General features: G+C 55.5%; 20 protein-coding genes. 16 read left to right on the top strand and 4 right to left on the bottom strand.

All coding sequences use genetic code 11. The features are described from left to right. Positions 1–308: 308 nt before the first annotated feature. The 3 genes from ABC395_RS16115 (at position 309) to ABC395_RS16105 (ending at position 2593) form a co-directional block, all read left to right on the top strand. Positions 309–812, top strand: coding sequence for a hypothetical protein (locus tag ABC395_RS16115; protein WP_413004652.1), 504 nt, complete (start codon positions 309–311; stop codon positions 810–812). Between the two features lie 270 nt (positions 813–1082). Then, the gene (locus ABC395_RS16110) at positions 1083–1661 is read left to right on the top strand and encodes an RNA polymerase sigma factor (RefSeq protein WP_413004651.1); all 579 of its coding nucleotides are present in this window, start codon (positions 1083–1085) and stop codon (positions 1659–1661) included. Next, positions 1658–2593 carry an anti-sigma factor domain-containing protein gene (locus tag ABC395_RS16105; protein WP_413004649.1) on the top strand — a complete coding sequence of 312 codons (936 nt, stop codon included), beginning with the start codon at positions 1658–1660 and terminating at the stop codon, positions 2591–2593. The genes ABC395_RS16110 and ABC395_RS16105 overlap by 4 nt, the downstream gene beginning before the upstream one ends. A 412-nt stretch (positions 2594–3005) precedes the next feature. Here the strand turns inward: ABC395_RS16105 and ABC395_RS16100 are convergent, their stop codons facing one another. From ABC395_RS16100 to fadR, 3 genes are all read right to left on the bottom strand, one after another. After that, entirely contained in the window at positions 3006–3977 is a 972-nt protein-coding gene (locus tag ABC395_RS16100) for an electron transfer flavoprotein subunit alpha/FixB family protein (protein WP_413004648.1), read from the bottom strand. A 93-nt stretch (positions 3978–4070) separates the two neighbouring features. Then, on the bottom strand, positions 4071–4832 hold the full coding sequence (locus tag ABC395_RS16095) for an electron transfer flavoprotein subunit beta/FixA family protein (protein WP_413004647.1): 762 nt from the start codon (positions 4830–4832) through the stop codon (positions 4071–4073). Positions 4833–4887: 55 nt separating this feature from the next. Continuing rightward, the gene (gene fadR / locus ABC395_RS16090) at positions 4888–5472 is read right to left on the bottom strand and encodes a fatty acid metabolism transcriptional regulator FadR (protein WP_413004645.1); all 585 of its coding nucleotides are present in this window, start codon (positions 5470–5472) and stop codon (positions 4888–4890) included. 268 nt (positions 5473–5740) lie between these two features. Here fadR and ABC395_RS16085 point away from each other — a divergent pair, with 268 nt between their 5' ends. The 12 genes from ABC395_RS16085 (at position 5741) to ABC395_RS16030 (ending at position 21052) form a co-directional block, all read left to right on the top strand. After that, on the top strand, positions 5741–7909 hold the full coding sequence (locus tag ABC395_RS16085) for a (Fe-S)-binding protein (protein ID WP_413004644.1): 2169 nt from the start codon (positions 5741–5743) through the stop codon (positions 7907–7909). Between the two features lie 45 nt (positions 7910–7954). Continuing rightward, entirely contained in the window at positions 7955–10354 is a 2400-nt protein-coding gene (locus ABC395_RS16080; protein WP_413004642.1) for a 3-hydroxyacyl-CoA dehydrogenase/enoyl-CoA hydratase family protein, read from the top strand. A gap of 27 nt (positions 10355–10381) precedes the next feature. Further along, a complete protein-coding gene (locus ABC395_RS16075) occupies positions 10382–11566 on the top strand; it encodes an acetyl-CoA C-acyltransferase (protein ID WP_413004640.1) in 1185 nt (394 codons plus the stop codon). Positions 11567–11877: 311 nt separating this feature from the next. Beyond that, the gene (locus ABC395_RS16070; RefSeq protein ID WP_413004639.1) at positions 11878–13659 is read left to right on the top strand and encodes an acyl-CoA dehydrogenase family protein; all 1782 of its coding nucleotides are present in this window, start codon (positions 11878–11880) and stop codon (positions 13657–13659) included. Between the two features lie 30 nt (positions 13660–13689). Further along, positions 13690–15378, top strand: a complete 1689-nt coding sequence (locus tag ABC395_RS16065) for a long-chain-fatty-acid--CoA ligase (RefSeq protein ID WP_413004637.1) — start codon at positions 13690–13692, stop codon at positions 15376–15378. Positions 15379–15485: 107 nt separating this feature from the next. Continuing rightward, positions 15486–15899: a PaaI family thioesterase gene (locus ABC395_RS16060; protein ID WP_413004635.1), complete on the top strand. Its 414-nt coding sequence runs from the start codon at positions 15486–15488 to the stop codon at positions 15897–15899. 174 nt (positions 15900–16073) lie between these two features. Then, positions 16074–16415, top strand: a complete 342-nt coding sequence (gene ytxJ / locus ABC395_RS16055; protein WP_103994258.1) for a bacillithiol system redox-active protein YtxJ — start codon at positions 16074–16076, stop codon at positions 16413–16415. A gap of 263 nt (positions 16416–16678) precedes the next feature. Beyond that, positions 16679–17656, top strand: a complete 978-nt coding sequence (locus ABC395_RS16050; RefSeq protein WP_413004633.1) for a DMT family transporter — start codon at positions 16679–16681, stop codon at positions 17654–17656. Positions 17657–17960: 304 nt separating this feature from the next. Beyond that, positions 17961–18689 (top strand): amino acid ABC transporter ATP-binding protein, encoded by a 729-nt coding sequence (locus ABC395_RS16045; RefSeq protein ID WP_413004631.1) that lies wholly within the window; start codon positions 17961–17963, stop codon positions 18687–18689. 60 nt (positions 18690–18749) lie between these two features. Beyond that, a complete protein-coding gene (locus ABC395_RS16040; RefSeq protein ID WP_413004630.1) occupies positions 18750–19613 on the top strand; it encodes a transporter substrate-binding domain-containing protein in 864 nt (287 codons plus the stop codon). Positions 19614–19691: 78 nt separating this feature from the next. Next, the gene (locus ABC395_RS16035) at positions 19692–20348 is read left to right on the top strand and encodes an amino acid ABC transporter permease (protein ID WP_413004628.1); all 657 of its coding nucleotides are present in this window, start codon (positions 19692–19694) and stop codon (positions 20346–20348) included. Positions 20349–20398: 50 nt separating this feature from the next. After that, positions 20399–21052: an amino acid ABC transporter permease gene (locus ABC395_RS16030; protein WP_413004626.1), complete on the top strand. Its 654-nt coding sequence runs from the start codon at positions 20399–20401 to the stop codon at positions 21050–21052. A gap of 129 nt (positions 21053–21181) precedes the next feature. Here the strand turns inward: ABC395_RS16030 and ABC395_RS16025 are convergent, their stop codons facing one another. Beyond that, positions 21182–22354, bottom strand: coding sequence for a M20 family metallopeptidase (locus ABC395_RS16025; RefSeq protein ID WP_413004624.1), 1173 nt, complete (start codon positions 22352–22354; stop codon positions 21182–21184). A 209-nt stretch (positions 22355–22563) separates the two neighbouring features. Here ABC395_RS16025 and ABC395_RS16020 point away from each other — a divergent pair, with 209 nt between their 5' ends. After that, entirely contained in the window at positions 22564–22875 is a 312-nt protein-coding gene (locus ABC395_RS16020; RefSeq protein WP_413004622.1) for a hypothetical protein, read from the top strand. Positions 22876–22889: the final 14 nt, after the last annotated feature.

The raw sequence follows: 22889 nt of genomic DNA, 5'->3' as shown, positions 1-22889 counted from the left end.
ATATAGAACGTTCTTAAACAGATGTGAGACGAGGCGCGATCCCGGACGGGCATATGTATGCGTCTCGTCCCTCAGCCGGTTAAGCCGTGCGGGCATATCGGATGCTTTCACTCGGACAAGGTCAGGTGTTAAATAAATGGAAGGCAGTTTTCTGCTTCTCTACAGTCTATAGCAGGATGAAACATGTGGCAAATTTTGTAAAGTAAGGATGCGGCAAGCGGCCCTTGTCCATTATCAGACATGTTTCCCCGAAGAAACCCGTATAGTGTTAGCAAAGCGATAAATCTTATTAAGCGGGGGGAACTGTCTTGGCGGCAGAAAAACGGAAAACGACAGTCAAGAAGGGGCTCCGCCTATATGCTGCGCACCGGCTGGAGCGGATTCTGAAAAGCGGGGCATACCGGACGGCGGTCCCCGTCATTCTGCTGGCCGGGATGGCCGAGCATGCGTACTGGCTCTATCATTTAGGCAAAAACGTGCCGGCCGGCTATGTTTCCAGGCAAGAGTGGGCTTCGTTTCTTCTTCTGACGGTGATCCTTTTTGGCGGCTGGCTGCGTTACATGGGCTATAGGCAAGCGGAGGGATTCAAGGAAAGTCTGAAAGCTCTCCTGTGTATGCTGCTGTTCGTTCTCTATGCGTTTTACTGCGGAGCGGGCTGGATATCGGCAGCGGAAGCGGGTGGAGGACACGGTTTCGGCCGCTCCTATTTAACGGAAGCCCGGATTGCCGCATTTGCCGCAGCTTCGGGGGCGGCACTCTTTGCGATTTTGAAATGGCTTCGGGCAAGATTTCCCCGTAAGGCTCGTAAATAATGAAGGCCAGGTACGGCCTTGCCGGATTAATTTAGAGTGACGGCGAACCCGATCGTGCCAAACGGACCCGGACGGTCCGTTTTATTTATACCAGCAGAGTAGGAAATGCGTTTAATGACCCTCGTATTTTGGTTAATTTTGCTGGTGATGCAACCAGAAGGGGGTCAACGGCATTTTTACAAAAAAATTTATAGATACAAAAGGAATCCGACCCGGCGCTTTTTGCGAAAGGAAAGATAAGGGCGATCATCGGTGGAAAGGAGCCCCAACATGAATGAGTGGCCGGAAGATTCGCAGCTAATGCGCCTTATTGCTCAAAAGCAGCCCCAGGCGCTGGAGCAGTTGTACGATCGCTATGAACGTCCGATGTATTCGTTTGCCTATCGGTTCGTCAAAGATTCCATGATGGCCGAAGAGGTGGTTCAGGAGCTGTTCCTGCGCATTTGGAATCATGCCGAGCGGTATGAGGACGCCCAGGGCAAACTGTCGACGTGGATGTTCGCGATTGCCCGCAACATTTCCATAGACACGCTTCGCCGGAAACAGACGCGCACGTCGGGGCAGCTTGCCGAACCGGACAAGCTGCTTCAGGTGGCGGACCGGGGCAGGGGAACCGAGGAGGAAGTGGAACTCCGTTTTATGGGGGAAGAGCTTGCCTTGGCGATGGAAGATTTGAACGAGGATCAGAAAAAAGTGATCGATCTTATTTATTTTAAAGGATATACTCATCAAGAAGTATCCCAAAGACAGGAGATTCCGCTGGGTACGGTAAAAAGCCGGGTAAGGCTGGCCATGAAACAGCTTAAGGAGAAGCTGGCTGGCCGCGGAAAGGAGGGTGCGCCCATATGAGCAGACAAGAATCTCCCAATCTTTGCGAATGGCTGGAGCTATACATGCTCGGGGGACTGTCACAGTCTGAGAGAGAACAGATGGAAGAACATCTGAGTCATTGCGGAGCATGTAAAAAAGAACGAGAAGACTTGCAGGCTGTCATGGACCTGCTTCCTTATACGGTAGAGCCCGCACCGGTTCCCGATGGAATGAAAAAGCGCGTTCTTGGCGGTATTCTGAACAATGAAGCGGATCCATCCGCAGCGGCACCGTTCACCGGCGCAAACGGTCCGCATGAAGGGGCGCAGGGCAGTTACCGCGCAACGAATACACCGGGCGAAGCCGAATTACAAAAGGGGACCGGCGGGACGGTACCCGGACCGGTGCAGGCCGTGGAGCACGAGCCGGTGTCCGCCAGAAGACCCGCGGGCAGAAGAAGCCGGACTTTTATCCGGTGGGCGGCCGGAACGGGAATTACCGCCGCAGCGCTGATTCTCGGATGGGTGAACGTGCAGCTCAGGGAAGATGTCCGCTCGCTGAAGGGCCTCAATGCTTCTCTTCAGCAAAGTGTATCGTCGCTTCAAGGGCAGCTTACGCTGGCGGGACAGCCTTCCCAGGCATCGAAGGCGAATAAAGTGGTAAAGCTGAACCCTGCCGTTGAAGGCATCGTGGCAGAGGGCCTCGCTACGATCGTGATCGACGCCAAGGGCACCCATCTCGTTGTTCAGGCTGAGAAGCTGCCTGCTCTGCGGGATTCCCAGGCTTTTCAGGTATGGCTCATTAAAGGCGAACAGAAGGTGAACGCGGGAACTTTCCTTCCGCAGGGCGGCACGGGCGCTCTCTACTACACCTTCGAGCCGAAGGATTACGACACGGTCGCTATCACGCTGGAACCTGATGCGGGGGGAACACAGCCCAGGGGGACGCTCGTGCTGGCGGCGAAAATCTGAGAGCGGACGACGGGTTAAGCTGTCCGCGAGGCTGGATGCGCAGGATCCGAAAGAAAGCGGAAGCGCGATAATCTCACGCATACGCCAGTATACCGGTCATCCTGCGAAGCGCTGAGGCCGCAATCGAGTGAAAGAGCTAAGGCACGAACGCCCGGGGAGTGGAGGGACTGGCTGCGTAAAACCGCGCGGCGAGGTCGAGTCCTTGCGGTACGTGCCCGCGCGGCGCGATGAGAGCCTGTGGCATGCAGCCGGCGAGGCTGGGGCCCGGCGGCATTACCCGCGCAGCGAGGCCAAAGCCCCTGCGGCACGCACCCGTCCGTCCGTTCAGCGAAAAGCACCGAGCACAGCCGGTTTACCGGCGTGTTCGGTGCTTTTTTGGCGCTTGTAAAGGACGGGTTTCCGTGTCGCCATGCTACAGCGCTTTGCGGAATTCTTCCGTCAGCAGAGGCACGACATCGAACAAGTCCCCGACGATCCCGTAGTCGGCGACTTTAAAGATCGGCGCCTCCGGGTCTTTGTTGATCGCGATGATGACCCGCGATCCGCTCATCCCGGCCAGATGCTGGATGGCGCCGCTGATGCCGCATGCGATGTAAATTTCGGGCGTGACCACCTTGCCGGTCTGCCCGATCTGCATCGCATAGTCGCAGTACCCGGCGTCGCAGGCTCCGCGCGATGCCCCGACCGCTCCGCCGAGCACGCCGGCAAGCTCTTCGAGCGGCTTGAAGCCGTCGGCGCTCTTGACGCCGCGTCCGCCGGAGATGACGACCTTGGCTTCGGCAAGGTCGATTTTGCCCGAGGTCTTCTGGACGACCTCGCGGATAACCGTACGAAGGGACGGAGCTTCGTACGGCACGTTTTCGACCGCTGCCGGCGCACCTTCGGCGGAAGGGGGAGCGGCAATGTTGTTGGGCCGGACGGTGACGACCCACGGGAAGGAAGTAAACGCTTTCTTCTCAAGCGCTTTACCCGCATAGACCGGACGTGTAAAGACGGCTCTGCCTCCGTCCGATTCAACGGCCGTCACATCGGAGATCTGCCCGGCGCCGAGCAGGGAAGCGATCTTCGGGGCAAGGTCTTTACCGATGGCGGTGTGACCGAACAGGACCGCGTCGGCCCCCGCCTGCCGGATGATGGCATGAAGCGCTTTGCCGTAAGCTTCCGGGTTGTAGTCTTTGAGGTCGGCATGATCGGTCACGTAAACTTTCTCGACGCCGTAAGCGGCCAGTTCATCCGCAAGGCCCGCCACGCCGGAGCCGATCAATGCGGCGAGAACGGAATCCCCCTCGGCGGCAGCCGCCTTCGCCGCGCCGATCGTTTCGAAAGAAACCTGGCGCAGAGCGCCGCCTTTAGCTTCAGCTACAATCAGGTAAGTGTTGGACATGATTCAGTCGCCTCCTATATAGACTCAAATAGGGAATAAGTGCGCAGAATAACCGTTCAAAACCGGAGAACCGCTTAACAGTCAGCGGACCGATCAGATAACCTTGGCCTCGTTACGCAAAAGCTGCACAAGCTCCGCAGCCGTTTGCGCGGGTTCGCCTTTGAGCGTTCTTCCGGCTTTGCGCGGCGGCGGCAGGAACAGATCTACGCGGCCGGTGCGGGATTCCACAGAGCTTAGTCCGATATCGTCCAGCGTGATTTCCCGGAACGGCTTCTTTTTGGCCTTCATGATTCCCTGGAGGGAAGGATAACGCGGCTCGTTTAACCCCTGCTGGGCCGTGAAAAGTGCCGGAAGCGACACTTCCGCCACTTCCAGATCTCCTTCGGCGTCGCGGTGTACGACCGCTTTGCCGCCTTCCAGCTCAAGCTTGGTGATCGAGCTGACGTGGGGGATACCCAGCAGCGTGGCCAGACGGACCGCCACCTGGCCGGCGCCGTTGTCGACGGAGAAGTTTCCGCCCAGAATGAGATCGTACGTTTCCTGCGAGAGAAATGCGTGGAGCGCCTGAGCCACGGCATGCTCGTCGACGCCGATGCGCTCATCGTTGAGAAGAACGGCTTCGTCGGCTCCCATCGCCAGCGCGCTCCGTAAAGCTTCGGCGGCGCGTTCCGGTCCGGCGGAAACGACGACGACTTTGCCTCCGTGCTCGTCGCGGAGCTGAATGGCCTGCTCGACCGCATATTCATCATAGGGGTTGATGACAAACTTGACGCCATCCTCCGAAATTTGTCCGTTTTCAAGCACGATTTTTTCCTCGGTATCAAACGTTTGTTTCAGCAGCACGATAATGTCCATCGCTGTTGTCCCCTTCCTCTATTGAAAATGAATATCCTCTATGGATAACCGGCTTTTAAGCCTGAATTCCCTGAAGAAAGAACTGCACGGTGCCGTCCACCTGGGCGGACAACGAATATTTGCGTCCTGAAATAAGCCAGGAGGTAACCACTTCATCCATCGCCCCGAATAACAGCAGTCGCGTCAGCTTCACATCAAGATCGGCCCGGAACAATTTTTCCTCCACGCCCCTCACAAGAAGCTTCTCGATTAATTCAATATACGGCTTAACGGCTTTTCCTATTTCTTTGCGGAGTTCAAGTGAACTTTGCCGCAGCTCGATTTGAGTGACGAAGGCGAGATCGACGTTATTTTCCAGCTCCGTATAATGAATTTCGCAAACTTTGCGGAGCGCTTCCTTGACGCCGGTGGTCTGCTCGATGTGCAGATGAAACTTGCCTACAAGCTCTCCGAGTTTCTCGCGGAACAAGGAGATGAGAATATCCTCCTTTCTTTTGAAGTACAAATAAATCGTACCGTCCGCGACGCCGGCGGCCTTGGCGATCTTGGAAACCTGAGAGCGGTGAAACCCGTGTTCGGCGAATACTTTCAGCGCTGCTTCGAGAATTAAATCATATTTTTCTTTTTTTTTGCTTGTCATGGAATCACCCCGGTGCTAAAATACGAATTAAATAGTGAATGAATACTCATTCATTTTCTACAGCCATCATAAAATAGATCCAGGGCCATGTCAACGACTGAATGACCGCCGTCAAGGCGAAGTTCCGAGGTTGCGGCACCATGAGAAGAGCATGATTGATCCGAACGTTAGTCAGGAGAGCATGCTTTTATTTGCTCGGGTCATGTAAACGCTTTATATGGTTGAAGTGATAAAAGATGTTAAGCATCCGAGAAAGGGGTTGTTTCCTTTGCTGGGAGCGATCGTGCAGTTGATTCTGTTTCTGGGCGTGACGGGACTCTGCGTTTACCTGTTTGCCAAAGCTGTGTATCACCGTTATTGCTATGTAAGGCTCGGACAGCCGGTCGATTGGGGAGGACAGCTTCAGGAGAGGCTGAAAGACTTCGCCGTTCAAGTGTTCGGCCAGACGAAACTGCTGAAGGACAAGAAAAGCGGCATCATGCACATGGTCATTTTTTACGGGTTCATTATTCTTCAGTTCGGCGCACTGGACATTATCGTCAAAGGGCTTTCCGCCCACGGGCTGCCGCTTCCCGGTTACGAAGCTTTCGGTCTGATCCAGGAAATCACGGTAGCGGCCATTCTGATCGCGATGGGATACGCAGCGTACCGCCGGTACGGAGAGAAGCTGAAACGGCTGAAGAGAGGATGGAAGCCGAGCCTGGTCGTCTATTTTATTTTCAGCCTGATGCTTTCGGTCCTTCTCACGCTTGCTTTCGACCGGATCCGGGAAGGATTGGAGCCTACCGTGATGGCACCCCTCTCATCTTTGCTGGCCTTCGCGTTCGGATGGATGCCTCTCGGTGCGGCCGTCGTTCTCTATCATCTGTTCTGGTGGGCGCATCTGCTTATTCTGCTGGCTTTCCTGGTTTATGTGCCGCAGTCCAAGCATTTTCATCTGATTACGGCACCGCTTAACATTTTGCTTAAAAGACGGGAACCCGCCGGACGGCTGCGGAAACTGGACCTGGAAGATGAGGAGGCGGAATCATTCGGGCTGGGCAAGATCGAAGACCTGACCCAAAAGCAGATGCTCGATCTGTATGCCTGCGTGGAATGCGGGCGCTGCACGAGCGTCTGTCCGGCCTCCGGCACCGGTAAGATGCTTTCGCCGATGCACATGATCGTGAAGCTGCGCGATCACCTGACGGAGAAGGGGGCTGCGGTTACAAGCAAATCCCCTTGGGTACCCGCTTTCGCTTTCGGGGAAAGTGCGGTTCATGAAATGAACGCGGAAGGACATGAGCCGGGAGCATGGAACGGATCGGGCATTACCGATATCGCTCCGACGATGGATGCGCAGAAGCATTCCTGGGTAACGACGGACAAAAAGCCGGAGGAGATGGAACTGGTCGGCAGCGTGATGACCGAAGAGGAAATCTGGTCCTGCACGACGTGCCGCAACTGCGAAGACCAGTGTCCGGTAGCGAACGAGCATGTCGACAAAATCATCGATTTGCGCAGACATCTCGTTCTCATGCAGGGCTCCATGCCGCATGACGGGCAGCGGGCCATGCAGAACATCGAGCGCCAGGGCAACCCGTGGGGGATTTCGCGCAGCGACCGGGCCAAGTGGGTGCAGGAAATCGATCCGGAAGGCGAACTTCACGTGCCGACGGTCAAAGAAAACGCGGAATTCGATCTCCTGTTTTTCGTCGGTTCGATGGGCTCGTACGATAACCGGAGCCGTAAAATCACGCGTTCCCTCGTCCGCCTCATGAATGAAGCGAACGTTAATTTCGCGATTCTCGGCAATGAGGAGAAAAATTCCGGAGATACTCCGAGGCGCTTAGGGAACGAATTTTTATTCCAGCAGCTCTGCGAGGAAAATATTAAATTGTTCCGGAAATACGGGGTGCGCAAAATCGTGACTGCCTGCCCGCATACGTACAACACCTTGAAGAACGAATATCCCGAATTCGGGCTGGAAGCCGAGGTTCTTCACCATACGGAACTTCTGGATGAACTGGTCCGCACCGGAAAGCTGACTCCGAGCCATGAGGTGAACGAACGGATCACGTATCACGATTCGTGTTACCTCGGCCGTTACAATAACGTCTACGATCAGCCCCGCAATGTGCTCAAAGCGATTCCCGGCGTGGAACTGGTTGAAATGACCCGCTCCCGTGAGAACGGTATGTGCTGCGGTGCGGGCGGAGGCATGATGTGGATGGAGGAAACGGCCGGCAAGAGAGTCAACCTGGCCCGGACCGAGCAGGCGCTGGAAGTTAACCCGACGGTGATTTCATCGGCATGTCCGTACTGCCTGACCATGATGGAAGACGGCACGAAAATGAAAGAAGCCGAAGAAACGGTCAAAGCCCGGGATATCGCAGAACTACTCGAAGAATCCGTATTTGGTGCCAAGGCACCGGCGCCGTTCCAGACCGTTTCATAAGCAAAAGCGGCCGGACGGCAGATGAAGATCAGGAGGGAATGCGACATGGTGAATCAGATTCAAAAAGCGGCCGTTATCGGCTCCGGCGTGATGGGGGCGGCCATTGCGGCACATCTGGCGGGTGCGGGTATTTCGTGCCTGCTGCTGGATATTGTTCCGACGGCTTTGACGGACGAAGAAGCGAAAAAGAGCCTGACCCTGGAGCGGCCGGAGGTGAGAAACCGCCTGGCGGCGGAAGCGGTCGAGAGGCTGAAGAAAACGAATCCGGCTCCGCTGTACAGCGAAGCGTTTGCCTCACGCATTACACCCGGAAACCTGGAAGACGATCTGGCCAAATTAGCGGGCGTCGACTGGATTATCGAGGTAGTCGTGGAACGTCTCGACGTGAAGAAGCATCTCCTGTCCCGGATCGAGAAGGTGTGGAAACCGGGAACGATCGTTTCGTCCAATACATCCGGAATTTCTATTGAAGCTATGGCGGAAGACTGCGGTCCGGAATTCAAGAGGCACTTTTTAGGCACTCATTTCTTTAATCCGCCGAGATACATGAAGCTGCTTGAAATCATTCCGGGAGCATCTACCGATCCTGAAATCCTTCGTTTTATGGCTGATTTCTGCGAAAAAAGGCTCGGAAAAGGCGTCGTAACGGCCAAAGATACGCCGAATTTTATCGCCAACCGGATCGGCACGTACGGGCTGCTCGTTACCCTCCGGGAAATGCTGGAGAAAGGCTATACCGTAGAAGAAGTCGATGCCGTCACGGGGCCCGCGCTGGGCCGTCCGAAAAGCGCCACGTTCCGCACGCTGGATCTTGTCGGACTGGATACTTTCGTTCACGTGGCAAGTAATGTTTACGACTTGGTCGATAACGAAAGGGAGAAAACGATTTTTGACGTTCCTGCCGCGCTTAAAGGCATGGTGGAGCAGGGATGGATCGGCGAGAAGAAGGGCCAAGGTTTTTACAAGAAAATAAAAAATGAAAAAGGGAAAGAAATCCAGGCGCTTAATCTCGGCACCATGGAATATGCACCGTCACGGAAAGTTACTTCCGCATCTCTGGAAGCGGCCAAGAATGCGAAAGGCAGCGCGGGCAAAATCAAAGCGCTGCTCTCGGTCCCGGATAAATATTCCGAGCTTGCCTGGAACGTCGTTAAACCGGTCCTGCTTTATTCGGCCGAGAAGCTGGGAGAAATCGCCGATTCCATCGTTGAAATCGACAACGCGATGAAGTGGGGCTTCAACTGGGAGCTTGGGCCGTTCGAGCTGTGGGACGTCATCGGCCTGGAGCGCTCTGTCAAAAGAATGGAAGGGGAGGGGGAAACCGTCCCCGCCTGGGTGAAGGAGTGGCTTGCAGCCGGACATACCCGTTTCTACGAGAAACGAGAAGGCACGACGTTCTATTACAACCGGGGCGCGTATAAGGAAGTCGACACGCGTCCGGAGCATATTTCGCTAAAAGCGCTTAAGCAGCAAAATAAAGTGATTTTGAGCAACAGCGGCGCCAGTCTGATCGACATCGGAGACGGCGTGGCGTGTCTGGAGTTCCATTCGCCGAATAATGCGATCGGCGCCGATATTTTGACGATGGTGCAGAAAAGTACGGAAGAAGTGAGGCGAAATTACCGCGGGCTGGTCCTCGCCAACGAAGGGCGCCACTTCTGTGTGGGCGCGAATGTCATGATCCTGCTCATGGAAGCGCAGGACGGGGAGTGGGATGAGGTGGACAGCATCATCCGCCTGTTCCAGAACTCGATGACGGCACTGAAAAAGCTGGAGAAACCGGTCGTCGCCGCCCCTCACAGCATGACGCTCGGCGGGGGGGTCGAAGCATGCCTGCCGGCCGACCGGATTATTTTCTCGCCGGAAACGTATTTCGGCCTGGTTGAAGTCGGCGTCGGCGTCATCCCGGCCGGAGGCGGCTGCAAGGAAATGGCGCTGCGGAGCAGCCGGCTTGCCGCGGGCAATCCCGAGGTAGACCTTCAGCCGTACATCAACGGTTACTTCGAAACGATAGGAATGGCGAAGGTGTCCACCAGCGGCTACGATACGAAGCGGCTCGGTTATATGGGTCCTAGAGATTCCGTCGTTCTGAACGGCGATCACCGGATTTATACCGCCAAGCAGGCGGTGCTGGCCATGGACCGCGAAGGCTATGTACTTCCGCAGGAAGAGAAAATTCGGGTCGTCGGCGACAGCGGCAAAGCGGTGCTGCAAGTCGCCTCGTATACGATGAAGCTCGGCGGCTATATCAGCGATCACGATCAGCTTATCGCGAATAAACTGGCGCACGTGCTGGCGGGCGGAGATATTCCGGCGGGAAGCCTGGTGACGGAACAGTATATGCTGGACCTGGAACGCGAGGCGTTCCTGAGCCTGTGCGGCGAACCGAAAACCCAGCAGCGGATGCAGCACATGCTGTCCAAAGGTAAGCCGCTGCGCAACTAATTCAGGACGAAGCGAGGGGAGAACACCATGAAAGAAGCGGTCATTGTATCGATAGTACGCACTCCGGTAGGCAAAGCGAAGAAAGGCAGCCTTGCCCAGACGAGGGCCGAAGATCTCGGACGGATCGTCCTGGAGGAGGCGGTAAGACGGGCGCCGGGACTGCGCAAGGAAGACGTGGAGGACATTATCATCGGCTGCGCGATGCCGGAAGGCGAGCAGGGGCTGAACTTCGCCAGGACGATGGCGCTGTACGCGGGCTTCCCGGCTGCGGTTCCGGCCGTCACGATCAACCGGTTCTGCTCGTCGGGTCTGCAATCCATCGCCTACGCGGCGGAACGGATCATGCTCGGGCACGCGGACGTGATCATTGCCGGAGGCGTGGAGAGCATGAGCCATGTGCCCATGACGGGATTCAAGCTGTCGCCGCATCCGAAGCTGGCCGTGGAAATGCCGGAGATCTACATGGGCATGGGGCACACGGCGGAGAACGTCGCGCAGCGGTTCGGCGTCTCCCGCGAGGACCAGGACGCCTTTGCGGCGGAGAGTCACCGCAAGGCGGCGGCCGCGATTGCCGCAGGCCGCTTCAAGGAGGAGACCGTTCCCGTCGAGACGAGCGTGAAAGGGGTGGATGCCGGCGGCAATCGCTGGGAGAAGCCGGTCGTGCTCGACACGGACGAAGGCGTCCGTGCCGATACGACAACCGAAGTGCTCGCGAAGCTGCGTCCCTCCTTTGCGCTGAAAGGCAGCGTAACGGCCGGCAACGCCTCGCAGACGAGCGACGGAGCGGCGGCGGCCGTGGTTATGAGCCGCGAGCGCGCGGAGGAACTGGGGCTGACGCCGCTCGCGGCATTCCGTTCCTTCGCGCTGGCGGGCGTAGCGCCCGAGATTATGGGTGTAGGGCCGGTCGAAGCGATTCCGAAGGCGCTGAAGCAGGCCGGGATCACGCAGGAGCAGGTGGATTTGTACGAGATCAACGAAGCGTTCGCTTCCCAGTGCGTGCACATTATCCGCGAGCTGAAGCTGGACGAAGCGAAGGTGAACGTCAACGGAGGCGCCATCGCGCTCGGTCATCCCCTGGGATGTACGGGTACGAAGCTGACGGCCAGTCTCATTCACGAACTGAGACGCAGAGGCGGCGGTTACGGAGTCGTGTCGATGTGCATCGGCGGCGGGATGGGAGCGGCCGGCGTATTTGAAGTGTACGGCGGATAGGAGCCGCAATTTTCGGGGCGCCCGGACGTGAAGCACGTTAGGCCGGGCCGCAGGCGGTAAAGCGGTCGATCACGGACTCTCGTCAAACGGCCATACGGCGCCGACTGTGCTCCGGGAGCCGGACACGACGAATATGAAGATGGGGGCCGTAGGGCATTCCTTCCAAGGCTATGAATTAAACATACCCGGCCCCTGCGGCCTCTGCACGAATGCAGGCTGTAGTTCCGTAAAACGGACGGCCGTAAGCGGCGGAAACCGGATATAAAGCAAGCTTATCTTCGCGTATGAATCCATTAAAGGAGAGATCGCATATGATTGAAACGAGGAAATGGACCCGGGGCGGAAGTTTCGTAATCGAAGATTTGGATGTCAACACTCTCGTTACACCGGAGGATTTCACCGAAGAACAGCGAATGATGATGGAGACGACCCGTGACTTCGTAGAAGGAGAAGTGCTTCCGAAGGACGAACAAATTGAGAAGCTTGATTACGGGCTGACCGTCAAACTGATGCGCAAAGCGGGAGAAATCGGCCTGCTGGGAGCGGATGTGCCGGAGGAGTACGGCGGGCTCGGGCTCGATAAAATCAGCTCGACCGTTATCAACGAGAACTTGTCCAAAGCGTCCGCCTTTGCCCTGTCCATCGGAGCGCACGTGGGGATCGGCACCCTGCCGATCGTCTTCTTCGGCACCCCTGAGCAGAAGCGGAAATATTTGCCGGAGCTCGCCACGGGTGAAAAAATCGCGGCCTACTGCCTGACGGAGCCTACTTCCGGTTCGGATGCGCTGGGCGCGAAAACGACGGCAAAACTGTCGGAAGACGGGCGGCACTACATTTTGAACGGGTCGAAGCTGTATATCACCAACGCGGGATTCGCGGATATTTTCATCGTATACGCCAAGGTGGACGGCAAAGATTTTAGCGCCTTTATCGTGGAACGCGATCTGGCGGGCTTCTCTATCGGTCCGGAAGAAAAGAAAATGGGCATCAAAGGTTCGTCCACCTGCCCTCTTTATTTTGAAGATGTGCATGTGCCGGTCGAGAACCTGCTCGGGGAAGTGGGACGCGGGCATATTATCGCCTTTAATATTTTGAACATTGGTCGATTCAAGCTGGGAGCGGGCTGTCTCGGCGCCAGCAAGGAAGCCATCGAGCTCAGCGCGAAATACGCCAACACCCGTACGCAGTTCGGTCAGCCGATCTCTTCCTTCCCGCTTATCGGGAAGAAGCTTGCGGAAATGAATATCCGCACGTATGTGACGGAAAGCATCGTATACCGTACATCCGGCATGATCGACACGGCTCTCCGGAACCTCGATCACGACAGCGCGGAAGCGGGACAGCAGTCCGCCAAAGCGATCGCGGAATACGCGCTGGAATGTTCCATTAATAAGGTTTTCGCTTCGGAGGCTCTCGATTTCGTGGCCGATGAGGGTGTGCAGATTCACGGCGGTTACGGCTTCATTCAGGAGTATAAAATCGAACGGATTTACCGGGATTCCCGGATCAACCGGATTTTTGAAGGAACGAACGAAATTAACCGCCTTCTCATTCCGGGAACGCTGCTTAAGAAAGCGATGAAGGGCGAGCTGGATCTTATGGGCAAAGCGCAGGCTCTGCAAGCCGAGCTCATGCAGCTTATTCCGGGCCAAACGTTCGACGAAACGCTGGAGCAGGCAGCCCATCTGACCGCTATGGCGAAAAAAGTGTTTCTGATGGCGGGCGGCTCCGCCGTACAGAAATACGGCATGAATCTGGAGAAGCAACAGGAAGTGCTCAGCAATCTGGCGGATATGATGATCGGGATTTATGCCATGGAAACGACTCTGGTGCGGACGCGCAAGCTCATCGCGAAATCGGGCGAGGAGAAAGCGAAGAACGCGATCCAAATGACGGACGTTTTCGTTCAGGAAGCGTTTGCCGATATCGAGCGTCTTGCCAAGGAGACGCTGGCCGCGATGGAAACCGGCGACGTGCTGCGCACCCAGCTGTCCGTTCTCAAGAAGCTCACGCGCAGCACACCGGCCGATACGGTCGGGCTAAAGCGCGAAATTGCGGCTCGTGTCATAGCTGCTGAGAAATACGTCATCTGACGATATGGCCCGCGAAAGGGATGATCTTGTATGGATTCGGCTAAGCCATGGCTGCATCACTACGAAAGTGAAGTCGCCTCGACTTACGAGTATCCCAGGCATAATTTAGCGTACCTTCTGGTACAGGCGGCGGGGAGAAACCCGCAGCTGCCCGCCCTTTATTTTATGGGCAAAAAAATCAGGTACGGGCAGCTGATGGAGGCGTGCTACCGGTTCGCCAACGGTTTGAGGCGGCTCGGCGTCAAGAAAGGGGAGCGGGTTGCGATCATGCTGCCCAACTGTCCCCAAAGCGTGATCGCTTACTACGGGGCGCTGCTTGCCGGCGCGGTAGTGGTCCAGACGAACCCGCTCTATATGGAGCGGGAGCTGGAGCATCAGCTTGTCGATTCCGGGGCCGTCGCGATCGTAACCCTGGATCTGCTGTACCGGAGAGTCGGCGCGGTTATGCCGAGAACACACCTGCGGCACATACTCGTTTCTTCTTTGAAAGAATACCTGCCTTTTCCGAAGAATATCCTGTACCCGATCAAAGCGAAGCGGGACGGAGCGGATCTGAGCGTTCCGTGGAGCGATTCCGTGCAGTCCTTCCAAACGCTGCTGGCGGCGTCATCGGCAATACCGGTCATGGAAGAAGTGAATGCGGCCGAGGATGTGGCGCTGCTCCAGTATACGGGAGGCACGACGGGACTCTCGAAAGGAGTCATGCTGACGCACTTGAACCTGATCTCGAACACGCTGCAGACTGTGCATTGGTTCTACCGGGCGGCAGACGGACAAGAAATTTATTTGGCAGCGCTTCCATTTTTTCATGTGTTCGGTATGACGGTACTCATGAACCAGGCGGTCGTCCGCAGCGGCCTGATGGTGCTTGTTCCGAAGTTTGAAGTGGGCGAAATCCTGGGCCTCATTTCGAAACTGAAGCCGACGGTGTTCCCGGGCGCGCCGACGATGTATATCGCCTTGATCAATCATCCCGACATCCGGGAGTACGATTTATCTTCGATTAATGTGTGCATCAGCGGGTCCGCTCCGCTTCCTCTTGAGGTGCAGGAAAGATTCGAGGAGCTGACGGGCGGGCGCCTGATCGAAGGCTACGGATTAACGGAAGCGTCTCCGGTGACGCACGCGAATCCCATCTGGGGAAGAAGGAAGATCGGCTCGATCGGCGTCCCGTTCCCGGATACGGAAGCTAAGGTCGTAAACCCCCTAACCGGAGAGCAGGCGGAAATCGGCGAAATCGGTGAGCTGATCGTGAAGGGACCGCAGGTCATGAAAGGGTATTGGAACCGTCCGCATGAGTCGGAGGCGGTGCTCAAGGACGGCTGGCTCTATACCGGAGACATGGCGCGTATGGACGAGGAAGGCTATTTTTCAATCGTGGACCGGAAAAAAGATATCATCATTGCAGGCGGCTTCAATATTTATCCGCGGGAAATCGAGGAAGTACTTTACGAGCATCCGGCCGTCAAGGAAGCGGTCGTGATCGGAATACCGGACCCGTATCGGGGAGAGACTGTGAAAGCCTTCGTTATCGTCCGGGAAGGAGAAATCCTTACGGAAGAGGAACTCAACACGTGGTGCCGGGACCGGCTGGCTGCTTTCAAGGTGCCGCGGCGGTATGAATTCCGGACGCAGCTTCCGAAAACGATGGTCGGTAAAGTCCTGCGCCGCAAACTGCTTGAAGAAGAACTTCAGCAAATGTCCGATGCGAAAGAGTAAGGGGGCCGTAATTCCGGCCCGCTCCGTCGCTTAAGCCCCGCAGCGGGGCTTTTTCTTTCCGGAACAACCCGGTATAATGCAGCTAATTAGAGAAGGGAGGGAACCCGATGGAACCGGAAAATGCAGTCAGCCCGCAGTTTCAGGATCTGATGGAACGTGCGAGAAATACGTTCTGGGAGTATCTCGGCTGTGAGATTGTGGAGGCAACCGCGGACAAAGTCGTGGTCCGGCTCGTCGCCCAGCAGCATCATCTCAATCTGATCGGGATCGTTCACGGGGGAGTCACCTCTTCCATGCTGGATAACGCTATGGGCGTCGTGCTTATGCTCGCGAGACCCGACGACAAGATAGTGACGACGAATTTGAACGTGCAGTTCGTGGCGCCCATGCAGCCCGGCGAATTGTTCGTGACGGCGGAGATTGTCCACCAGTCGCGGAAAATGCTGACGGCCGTCGGCCGTGTCACGGATGCGGAGGGACGCCTCGGCACCTTCGGAACCGGAACCTTCCGGGTCATCTGAGAACCGGATTCTTTTGAAAAAGAACCTGAAGAGGCGATCTCTTCGGGTTTTTTTGCTTAAACGGGTGGGCACCGGCCTTTTGCGGGAGTTTGATCCGGTTGTGTACAATTGAATAATTCATTATACTAATTATAATCCTTATAAACAGGAAGTATGGAAGGGAGCGAAATCTATATGGCAAACTGGACTGAAGTCACCACATTGGAACAATGGAACGAGATTTTCGACGGATCCGCGGAGAAGCCTTTCGTCATGCTGAAGCACAGCACAACCTGCCCGGTCAGCGCCAGCGCACTGGAAGAATACGACGAATATTTGGGCAAAAACCCGAACGAGAAAGTAAACTATTACCTCGTCAAGGTCATCGAATCCCGCCCGGTCTCCAATAAAATAGCCGAGGATGTCGGCGTGAAGCACGCTTCCCCGCAAATTATTTACGTGAAGGACAAGTTCGCGGAATGGAACACTTCCCACTGGTCGGTAACGTCCAAGCACATTTCCGCCGTGCTGGACTAAAAGACACAGCCGGATTTGCGGATACATCTGCCTGTTCGGTCAGATTGGCAATATATACACCTATATATACGAAATGATGTACGATATACTGAGCTTACGGACGGGTATCGTGGAAAGTAGCCGTCCGTCGGATCTTTTTTTCATAACCTTTGCCCATACGGGCTCAGGTTATTTTTTTGTTCCGGAGGATGGCCCTTCGCAAACAAATCAGGTATACTGTTCCGAGTACATAAATTGACCCTTGGTAAAGGAACACGGAAATCATGACTACACATTCGAATGACAAACCCCTGTTTCCGGTGCCCCTCGCGTTTATCGTCGGCATTATCGGAATCTCTTTCTCTGCCATTTTCGTCCGCTGGAGCGAGGCGCCCGTGGCCGTAACGGCCATGTACCGGCTGCTGCTGACCAACCTGATCATGCTGCCGTTCTTGTTCAAATACACGGCCGAAATCAAGGCGATCCGCTGGAAGTCGGTATTCGGTCTGATCGGCTCGGGCTTATTCCTGGCGCTGCATTTTCTTCTCTGGATGGCGTCTTTGAGCTATACGACGGTCGCCTCCTCGACGGCGCTGCTTACGCTTGAACCGATCTTCGTGATGATCGGGGCATACTGGCTGTTCCGCCAGAAGAACAGCTGGGGCACAGTGATCGGCATGCTGATCGCGATGATCGGAGCCGCCATGATCGGCTGGGGAGACTTCCGGTTCTCCGGCGAGGCTCTCAAAGGCGATCTGCTGTCCATCGTCAGCGCAGCGGCCGTGGCCGTCCATATGCTGCTCGGCAAAACAATGCGGCAGTCCATGTCCGCATTCGTGTATAGCTTTTTCGTCTTCCTGGCCGCCGCCGCCGCTCTCGGTGTCTACAACCTTGCGCAGGGGACGCCCCTGACGGGTTATTCTCAGAGGGACTGGCTCATGTTCCTGCTGCTCGCGATCGTGCCGACGATGTTCGGCCACTATCTCTTCAACTGGCTGTTGAAATACGTGAAGGCCGCGACCGTGTCCATGAGCGTACTCGGTGAGCCGCTGGGTTCGACGGTACTCGCGTTCTTCCTGCTCGGCGAGGCGATCACCGGCATCCAGATCGGCGCGGGCTGCCTGCTGTTGTTCGGCATCTGGTTGTTTATCCGCAGTCAGGGCAGGAAAGGAAAGGACGAAATGGTGGCGACTCCCGCCGTGCCGGCTCCCCTGCCTGAAGAACATACAGGCGCTTCCAGGCCTCCTCTAGCCGACAGTTGAAGAAGTGGGAACTCTTCTTAACAAGAAATAAATAATACGCCGCAAAATGAACAGACGCGTAAAAGAAATCCCCTTTATGGGGCTTTTTTTCGTAAAATAAGCGAATTTAGGTCATTTTGACGGGGATTGAGTCATAAAGATTTCTTATAAAGTTTCTTCCTAAGGCTGACCCTTCTGTTTCAAAAACGGGAAAATTGGATAATGAATAGCAAACTACCCATATACATATAGCGGGTATTGTTAGGCGTTCCTGCAGGTTCCTGCCTGATCGGATGGACGCCATGCTGACAAAGAGGGGGATGCCATGATTAATTTTACGAATGTCAACAAGTATTATGGATCATTTCACGTGCTGCAGGACATCAACCTCGAAGTGAAAAAAGGCGAAGTGGTCGTCGTAATCGGTCCTTCGGGATCGGGAAAAAGCACGATGCTGCGCTGCATTAACCGGCTGGAAACGATCCAGCAGGGGGAGCTGACGGTGGAAGGTGTGCGTGTAAACGACAAGAAAACCGACATCAACAAGCTCCGGCGGGAAATCGGCATGGTTTTCCAGCATTTTAATTTGTATCCTCACAAAAAAGTCATCGATAACATTACGCTGGCTCCTGTCAAAGTTCTCGGACTGTCGAAAGCGGACGCGGAGAAGCGCGCAATGCTTTATTTGGAGAAGGTAGGAATTCCTGATAAAGCGCAATCTTTTCCATCCCAGCTTTCAGGGGGACAGCAGCAGCGCGTCGCCATAGCCCGCGGGCTTGCCATGGAACCGAACATTATGCTGTTCGATGAACCGACATCCGCCCTTGATCCCGAGATGATCGGAGAAGTTCTCGACGTAATGAAGACGTTGGCGAAGGAAGGGATGACGATGGTCGTCGTGACCCACGAAATGGGCTTCGCCCGTGAAGTGGCGGACCGGGTCGTATTTATGGACCAGGGTCAAATCGTCGAGGAAGCGCTTCCTAAACAATTTTTCGAAAATCCGCGGGAAGAACGGGCCAAGTTGTTCTTGAGCCGTCTGCTTGCGCATTAATTGGACGAAGGTGATCAGGTTTAACCCACTACAGAAGTGATAAAAGGAAGGGGTCTGTTTATGAAAGTTTGGAAGCCTTTTAAAATCGGTATGATTCTGCTTACCTTTATTCTGGTGCTCGGCGCCTGCGGCAAAGCCAAAGATTCGGGGGGTTCGACGGGCGGATCGACTCCGGGCGGTTCGACCGCACCGGCAGCCGAAACGAAAACGCTCGATGCGATCAAGCAGCGCGGCAAATTCGTGGTCGGCGTCAAATTCGATACAAACCTGTTCGGGTTGAAAGATCCGGGAACAGGTCAGGTCAACGGCTTCGATATCGACATTGCCAAAGCCATCGCCAAGAAGCTGCTCGGTGACGAGACGAAAGTCGAGCTGAAAGAAGTGACGTCCAAAACGCGCATTCCGATGCTCCAAAAAGGAGATATCGACGCCATTATCGCGACGATGACCATCTCCGAAGAGCGCAAGAAGGAAGTGGACTTCACGGACGTTTATTTCAAAGCGGGCCAATCCCTGCTCGTCAAAAAAGGCAGCGACATCAAGTCGATCGATGACGTTGTGAAGAAGAAGGGCGTTAAAGTCCTGGCCGTAAAAGGTTCTACCTCCGCGAAAAACATCCGTGCCAAGGCACCGGACGCACAGGTGCTGGAGTTCGAGAACTACCAGGAGGCGTTCACGGCGCTGAAATCGGGCAAAGGGGAAGCTTTGACGACGGATAACGCCATTCTTTACGGCATGACGAAACAGGACCCGGGCTACGAAGTCGTAGGCGGCACGTTCACGGATGAGCCGTACGGCATTGCGGTCCGCAAAGGCGACACCGAGTTTACGAAAGCGGTCAACGACGTTCTGAAAGAACTGAAGGACAGCGGTGAATACGCGAAAATTTACGAGAAATGGATCGGCGAGAAACCGGCCGAGTAAAACGGAGCGGGATAGGCGGCTAGCCGGCCGCTTGTCCCGTTTTCTTCCGGGATAAGTTATCAGAAGGAACAGATCGGGGTGCTGCCGGTGGATTTAAGCGTAATTACAGAGAATTGGGACAGATATATCGAAGGATTCGGCAATACCGTGATGGTCAGTCTTCTTTCGCTCGTACTCAGCTTTCTGCTGGGAACGCTGGTGGCGGTCTTTCGGATTTCGCCTTTTAAGGCGCTGCGGGCGATCAGTGCGGTCTATGTGGAATTTGTGCGGAACATTCCGCTGCTGCTCATTATTTTCTTCTTCTATTATGGGTCGTCCGAATTCGGCCTGTCCCTGGACGGGTTTACCGCCGGAACGATCGGCCTGACGATTTACACGTCCGCTTTTATTGCGGAGGCGATCCGGGCCGGTATTCTGGCCGTTCCCGCGGGCCAGTCGGAGGCGGCTCGTTCCTCGGGGCTTTCTTACGGACAGACGATGATTCACGTCGTTCTTCCCCAGGCGATCAAGATCGTGGTCCCGCCTCTGGGCAACCAGTTTCTGAATTTGATCAAAAACTCCTCCATTCTCGGAGTTATCGCCGGTATGGATCTGATGTATTTCGGGGATCTGATCAATTCCGATACGCTCGATACATTTAATGTGTATATCGGGGTCGCGCTGTTCTATCTGGTGCTGACGATACCGCTCAGTCTCTTGGTGCAGTATCTCGAAAGAAGAATGGCGCGCGCCTAATCGTATCCGGAGGGGACAAGATCCGGTGAATGTCAAAGTGGGGTGTCGGAATGGATTTTTCAGGTGCTTACAGCGCGGATAATTTGATGTTTTTGCTTAAAGGCTTTCTTGTTACGCTGGAAATGGCCGTGATCGCCATTATTTTAAGTTTTGTCATCGGCAGTCTGATCGGGGTCATCCGTTATGCGAAGATCCCTGTACTCAACCAGCTTATGGTCGTTCTGGTGGAAATGATCCGGAACCTGCCGCTGCTGCTCATTATTTTCTTTGTTTATTTCGCCGTGCCGGAAGTGACGGGAATTGAAATGAGCATTCTGACGTCGGCGATCATTTCCTTGACGATTTTCGAATCGGCCATGATCGCGGAAATCATCCGCGGCGGGCTCAATTCCATCGACAAGGGACAAATCGAAGCGGCTCGTTCCTCGGGGTTAACCTATGTGCAGACGCTGTGGCACATTGTGTTCCCGCAGGCGGTGCGCCGCATGGTTCCGCCGATCGTCAGCCAGTTCATTTCGCTGCTGAAAGATACGTCGCTTACCGTTATTATCGCGGCGCCGGAACTGATGCATAACGCGCAGATTATCAACGGATCGTCTCAGAAGTTCATCGTTCCGATTTTCCTGCTCGCCGCGTTGATGTACTTCGTCGTCAACTACTGCATCTCGCTGTTCGCTCAGCGTTTCGAGCTGAAAAGAACATAACACCGCGGAAGCCGTACGCGGCTCCCGTAATACCGGCCCCGGCCGGACAACAAAAAAGAACCCGTCGTACCGGTCCCGGACCGGTTTACAGCGGGTTCTTTATGCATGGCGGCTTCGTGTGGGCAGAACTTAACGCGCGGAACGGCCGCGTTCGAATTCGGCCTTGATCTCGGCGAGCAGCGCCGGGTCCGTGATGACGTCGTAGGCGGTGGCCGCCAGCATCTTGGCGGCCAGAATCATGCCGTCCAGCGCGCGCTGCCGCATCGCCAGATCGCGGAATTCCGGCGTGTGGAGCAGATGCTTCTCTTCAATGACCTTCATGTACGGATGAATCGTCGGGCAGTGAAGAGAAACGTTCCCCAGATCAAGGGAGCCGTGATCCTTCCCGGTCTGGATCATGTCCTCGGTAATGCCCGCCGAAGCCAGGTTGCGGTTAAACACCGCCGAGAGCGTCTCGTTCGTGTTCAGCTCGTCGTATGAGTACTCGTAGTTGGAGGTGGTAAGGGTGCAGCCTGTCTGCAGCGCAGCCCCTTCCGCGCATTTAAGCACCTTCGTCACGACTTCGTTCGTATACGCGCGGGAAGAGGAGCGGACGTAGAACTGGGCGACGGCATAATCGGGAATAATGTTCGCGGCCTGGCCGCCTTCCGTGATAATCCCGTGTATGCGCACATCGCTGCGGAGCTGCTGGCGCAGCGCATTGATGGAATTGAACAGCATCAGCACGGCGTCAAGAGCATTCACGCCTTCGTAAGGGGAAGCGGCGGCGTGGGCCGCCTTCCCGAAATACTCGAACTGAATGGCATCCAGAGCCAGCGATTCGCCCGAGCGCTCATAGGTATAATAAGGATGTGCCATCAGCGCGAAGTCCACGTCATCGAACAGCCCCGCGGCCGCCATGGGAACTTTCGCCCCTTTGGTTTCTTCGGCAGGCGTGCCGTAGACGCGGATGACGCCGCCGATCTCGTCGATGACGGATTTAAGCCCCACGGCCGCGCCGATGCTCATCATGCAGATGAGATGGTGTCCGCAGGCATGGCCCAGCTCGGGAAGCGCGTCGTATTCCGCCAGAAAGGCGACGGTCGGTCCCGGCTTGCCCGAGTCGTACACGCCCAGGAATGCGGTCGGAATGTCGAGCACGGCCCGTTCCACCGTGAAATCGTGCCGTTCCAGTTCTTCGATCAGCCGGGCGCAGGCGAGAAATTCTTCATGGCCGAGCTCCGGGTTTTGCCCGATATAAGTTGAAATTCCTTGAAATTCCGGCGTGTGGAAATCGATGGTGTTAAAAATACGTTCCTTCATGGGCGTTCTCCTTATGTAAAGTGATAGGGGCGGCGCCCCGTCGTTATCTTTCGGATGTAAGTCCATTGTAATACAAACTCGGACCCGCTACCACTTCCGGCGTCTTTGCGTTACAATAAAGCACGGAAAGCGCAAAGCCCGCATTTTACGCACAAACGTACAAAGATTCCATAAAGCGGATGTTTACATAGCCCAGAAGGAGGATATTTATGAATAAATACGGATCGGACGATTGGCGGGATCACCGCTTTACATTGGCCTGCCAAGAAGTCGAGCGCAGAGGACAGTGGCTGGACATTCATTTGTCTCTTAGCCCTGAAGAGGGCGAGACCCTGCCGGAGGAGCTTCACGAGCCCAGCGTGTACGTGATCTGCAATCTTAGGGGAACGGTCGTTCAGATCATCCTGCTGGATGAAGGCTGCGACTGCGAATACCAGTTTACCCCGGGCGAGAAGGAGAAGATTGCCCGTTTTCTCGAAGAGCACTGCTCTGCGGAGATGGATTCTCTACTTTTAAGCTAGAAAAGATGAGACCG

The sequence above is a fragment of the Paenibacillus canaveralius genome (genome assembly GCF_047238265.1).
In the GTDB taxonomy this organism is placed as follows: Bacteria; Bacillota; Bacilli; order Paenibacillales; family NBRC-103111; genus Paenibacillus_F.
This window is presented reverse-complemented; position numbering and strand designations above follow the sequence as displayed.

Excerpts from the sequence above, each read along its gene's own strand:
- ABC395_RS16110 (WP_413004651.1), top strand. The coding sequence starts at position 1,083 with ATGAATGAGTGGCCGGAAGATTCGCAGCTAATGCGCCTTATTGCTCAA.
- ABC395_RS16105 (WP_413004649.1), top strand. The coding sequence starts at position 1,658 with ATGAGCAGACAAGAATCTCCCAATCTTTGCGAATGGCTGGAGCTATAC.
- ABC395_RS16100 (WP_413004648.1), bottom strand. The coding sequence starts at position 3,977 with ATGTCCAACACTTACCTGATTGTAGCTGAAGCTAAAGGCGGCGCTCTG.
- ABC395_RS16095 (WP_413004647.1), bottom strand. The coding sequence starts at position 4,832 with ATGGACATTATCGTGCTGCTGAAACAAACGTTTGATACCGAGGAAAAA.
- fadR (WP_413004645.1), bottom strand. The coding sequence starts at position 5,472 with ATGACAAGCAAAAAAAAAGAAAAATATGATTTAATTCTCGAAGCAGCG.
- ABC395_RS16080 (WP_413004642.1), top strand. The coding sequence starts at position 7,955 with ATGGTGAATCAGATTCAAAAAGCGGCCGTTATCGGCTCCGGCGTGATG.
- ABC395_RS16075 (WP_413004640.1), top strand. The coding sequence starts at position 10,382 with ATGAAAGAAGCGGTCATTGTATCGATAGTACGCACTCCGGTAGGCAAA.
- ABC395_RS16070 (WP_413004639.1), top strand. The coding sequence starts at position 11,878 with ATGATTGAAACGAGGAAATGGACCCGGGGCGGAAGTTTCGTAATCGAA.
- ABC395_RS16065 (WP_413004637.1), top strand. The coding sequence starts at position 13,690 with ATGGATTCGGCTAAGCCATGGCTGCATCACTACGAAAGTGAAGTCGCC.
- ABC395_RS16060 (WP_413004635.1), top strand. The coding sequence starts at position 15,486 with ATGGAACCGGAAAATGCAGTCAGCCCGCAGTTTCAGGATCTGATGGAA.
- ytxJ (WP_103994258.1), top strand. The coding sequence starts at position 16,074 with ATGGCAAACTGGACTGAAGTCACCACATTGGAACAATGGAACGAGATT.
- ABC395_RS16050 (WP_413004633.1), top strand. The coding sequence starts at position 16,679 with ATGACTACACATTCGAATGACAAACCCCTGTTTCCGGTGCCCCTCGCG.
- ABC395_RS16045 (WP_413004631.1), top strand. The coding sequence starts at position 17,961 with ATGATTAATTTTACGAATGTCAACAAGTATTATGGATCATTTCACGTG.
- ABC395_RS16040 (WP_413004630.1), top strand. The coding sequence starts at position 18,750 with ATGAAAGTTTGGAAGCCTTTTAAAATCGGTATGATTCTGCTTACCTTT.
- ABC395_RS16030 (WP_413004626.1), top strand. The coding sequence starts at position 20,399 with ATGGATTTTTCAGGTGCTTACAGCGCGGATAATTTGATGTTTTTGCTT.
- ABC395_RS16025 (WP_413004624.1), bottom strand. The coding sequence starts at position 22,354 with ATGAAGGAACGTATTTTTAACACCATCGATTTCCACACGCCGGAATTT.
- ABC395_RS16020 (WP_413004622.1), top strand. The coding sequence starts at position 22,564 with ATGAATAAATACGGATCGGACGATTGGCGGGATCACCGCTTTACATTG.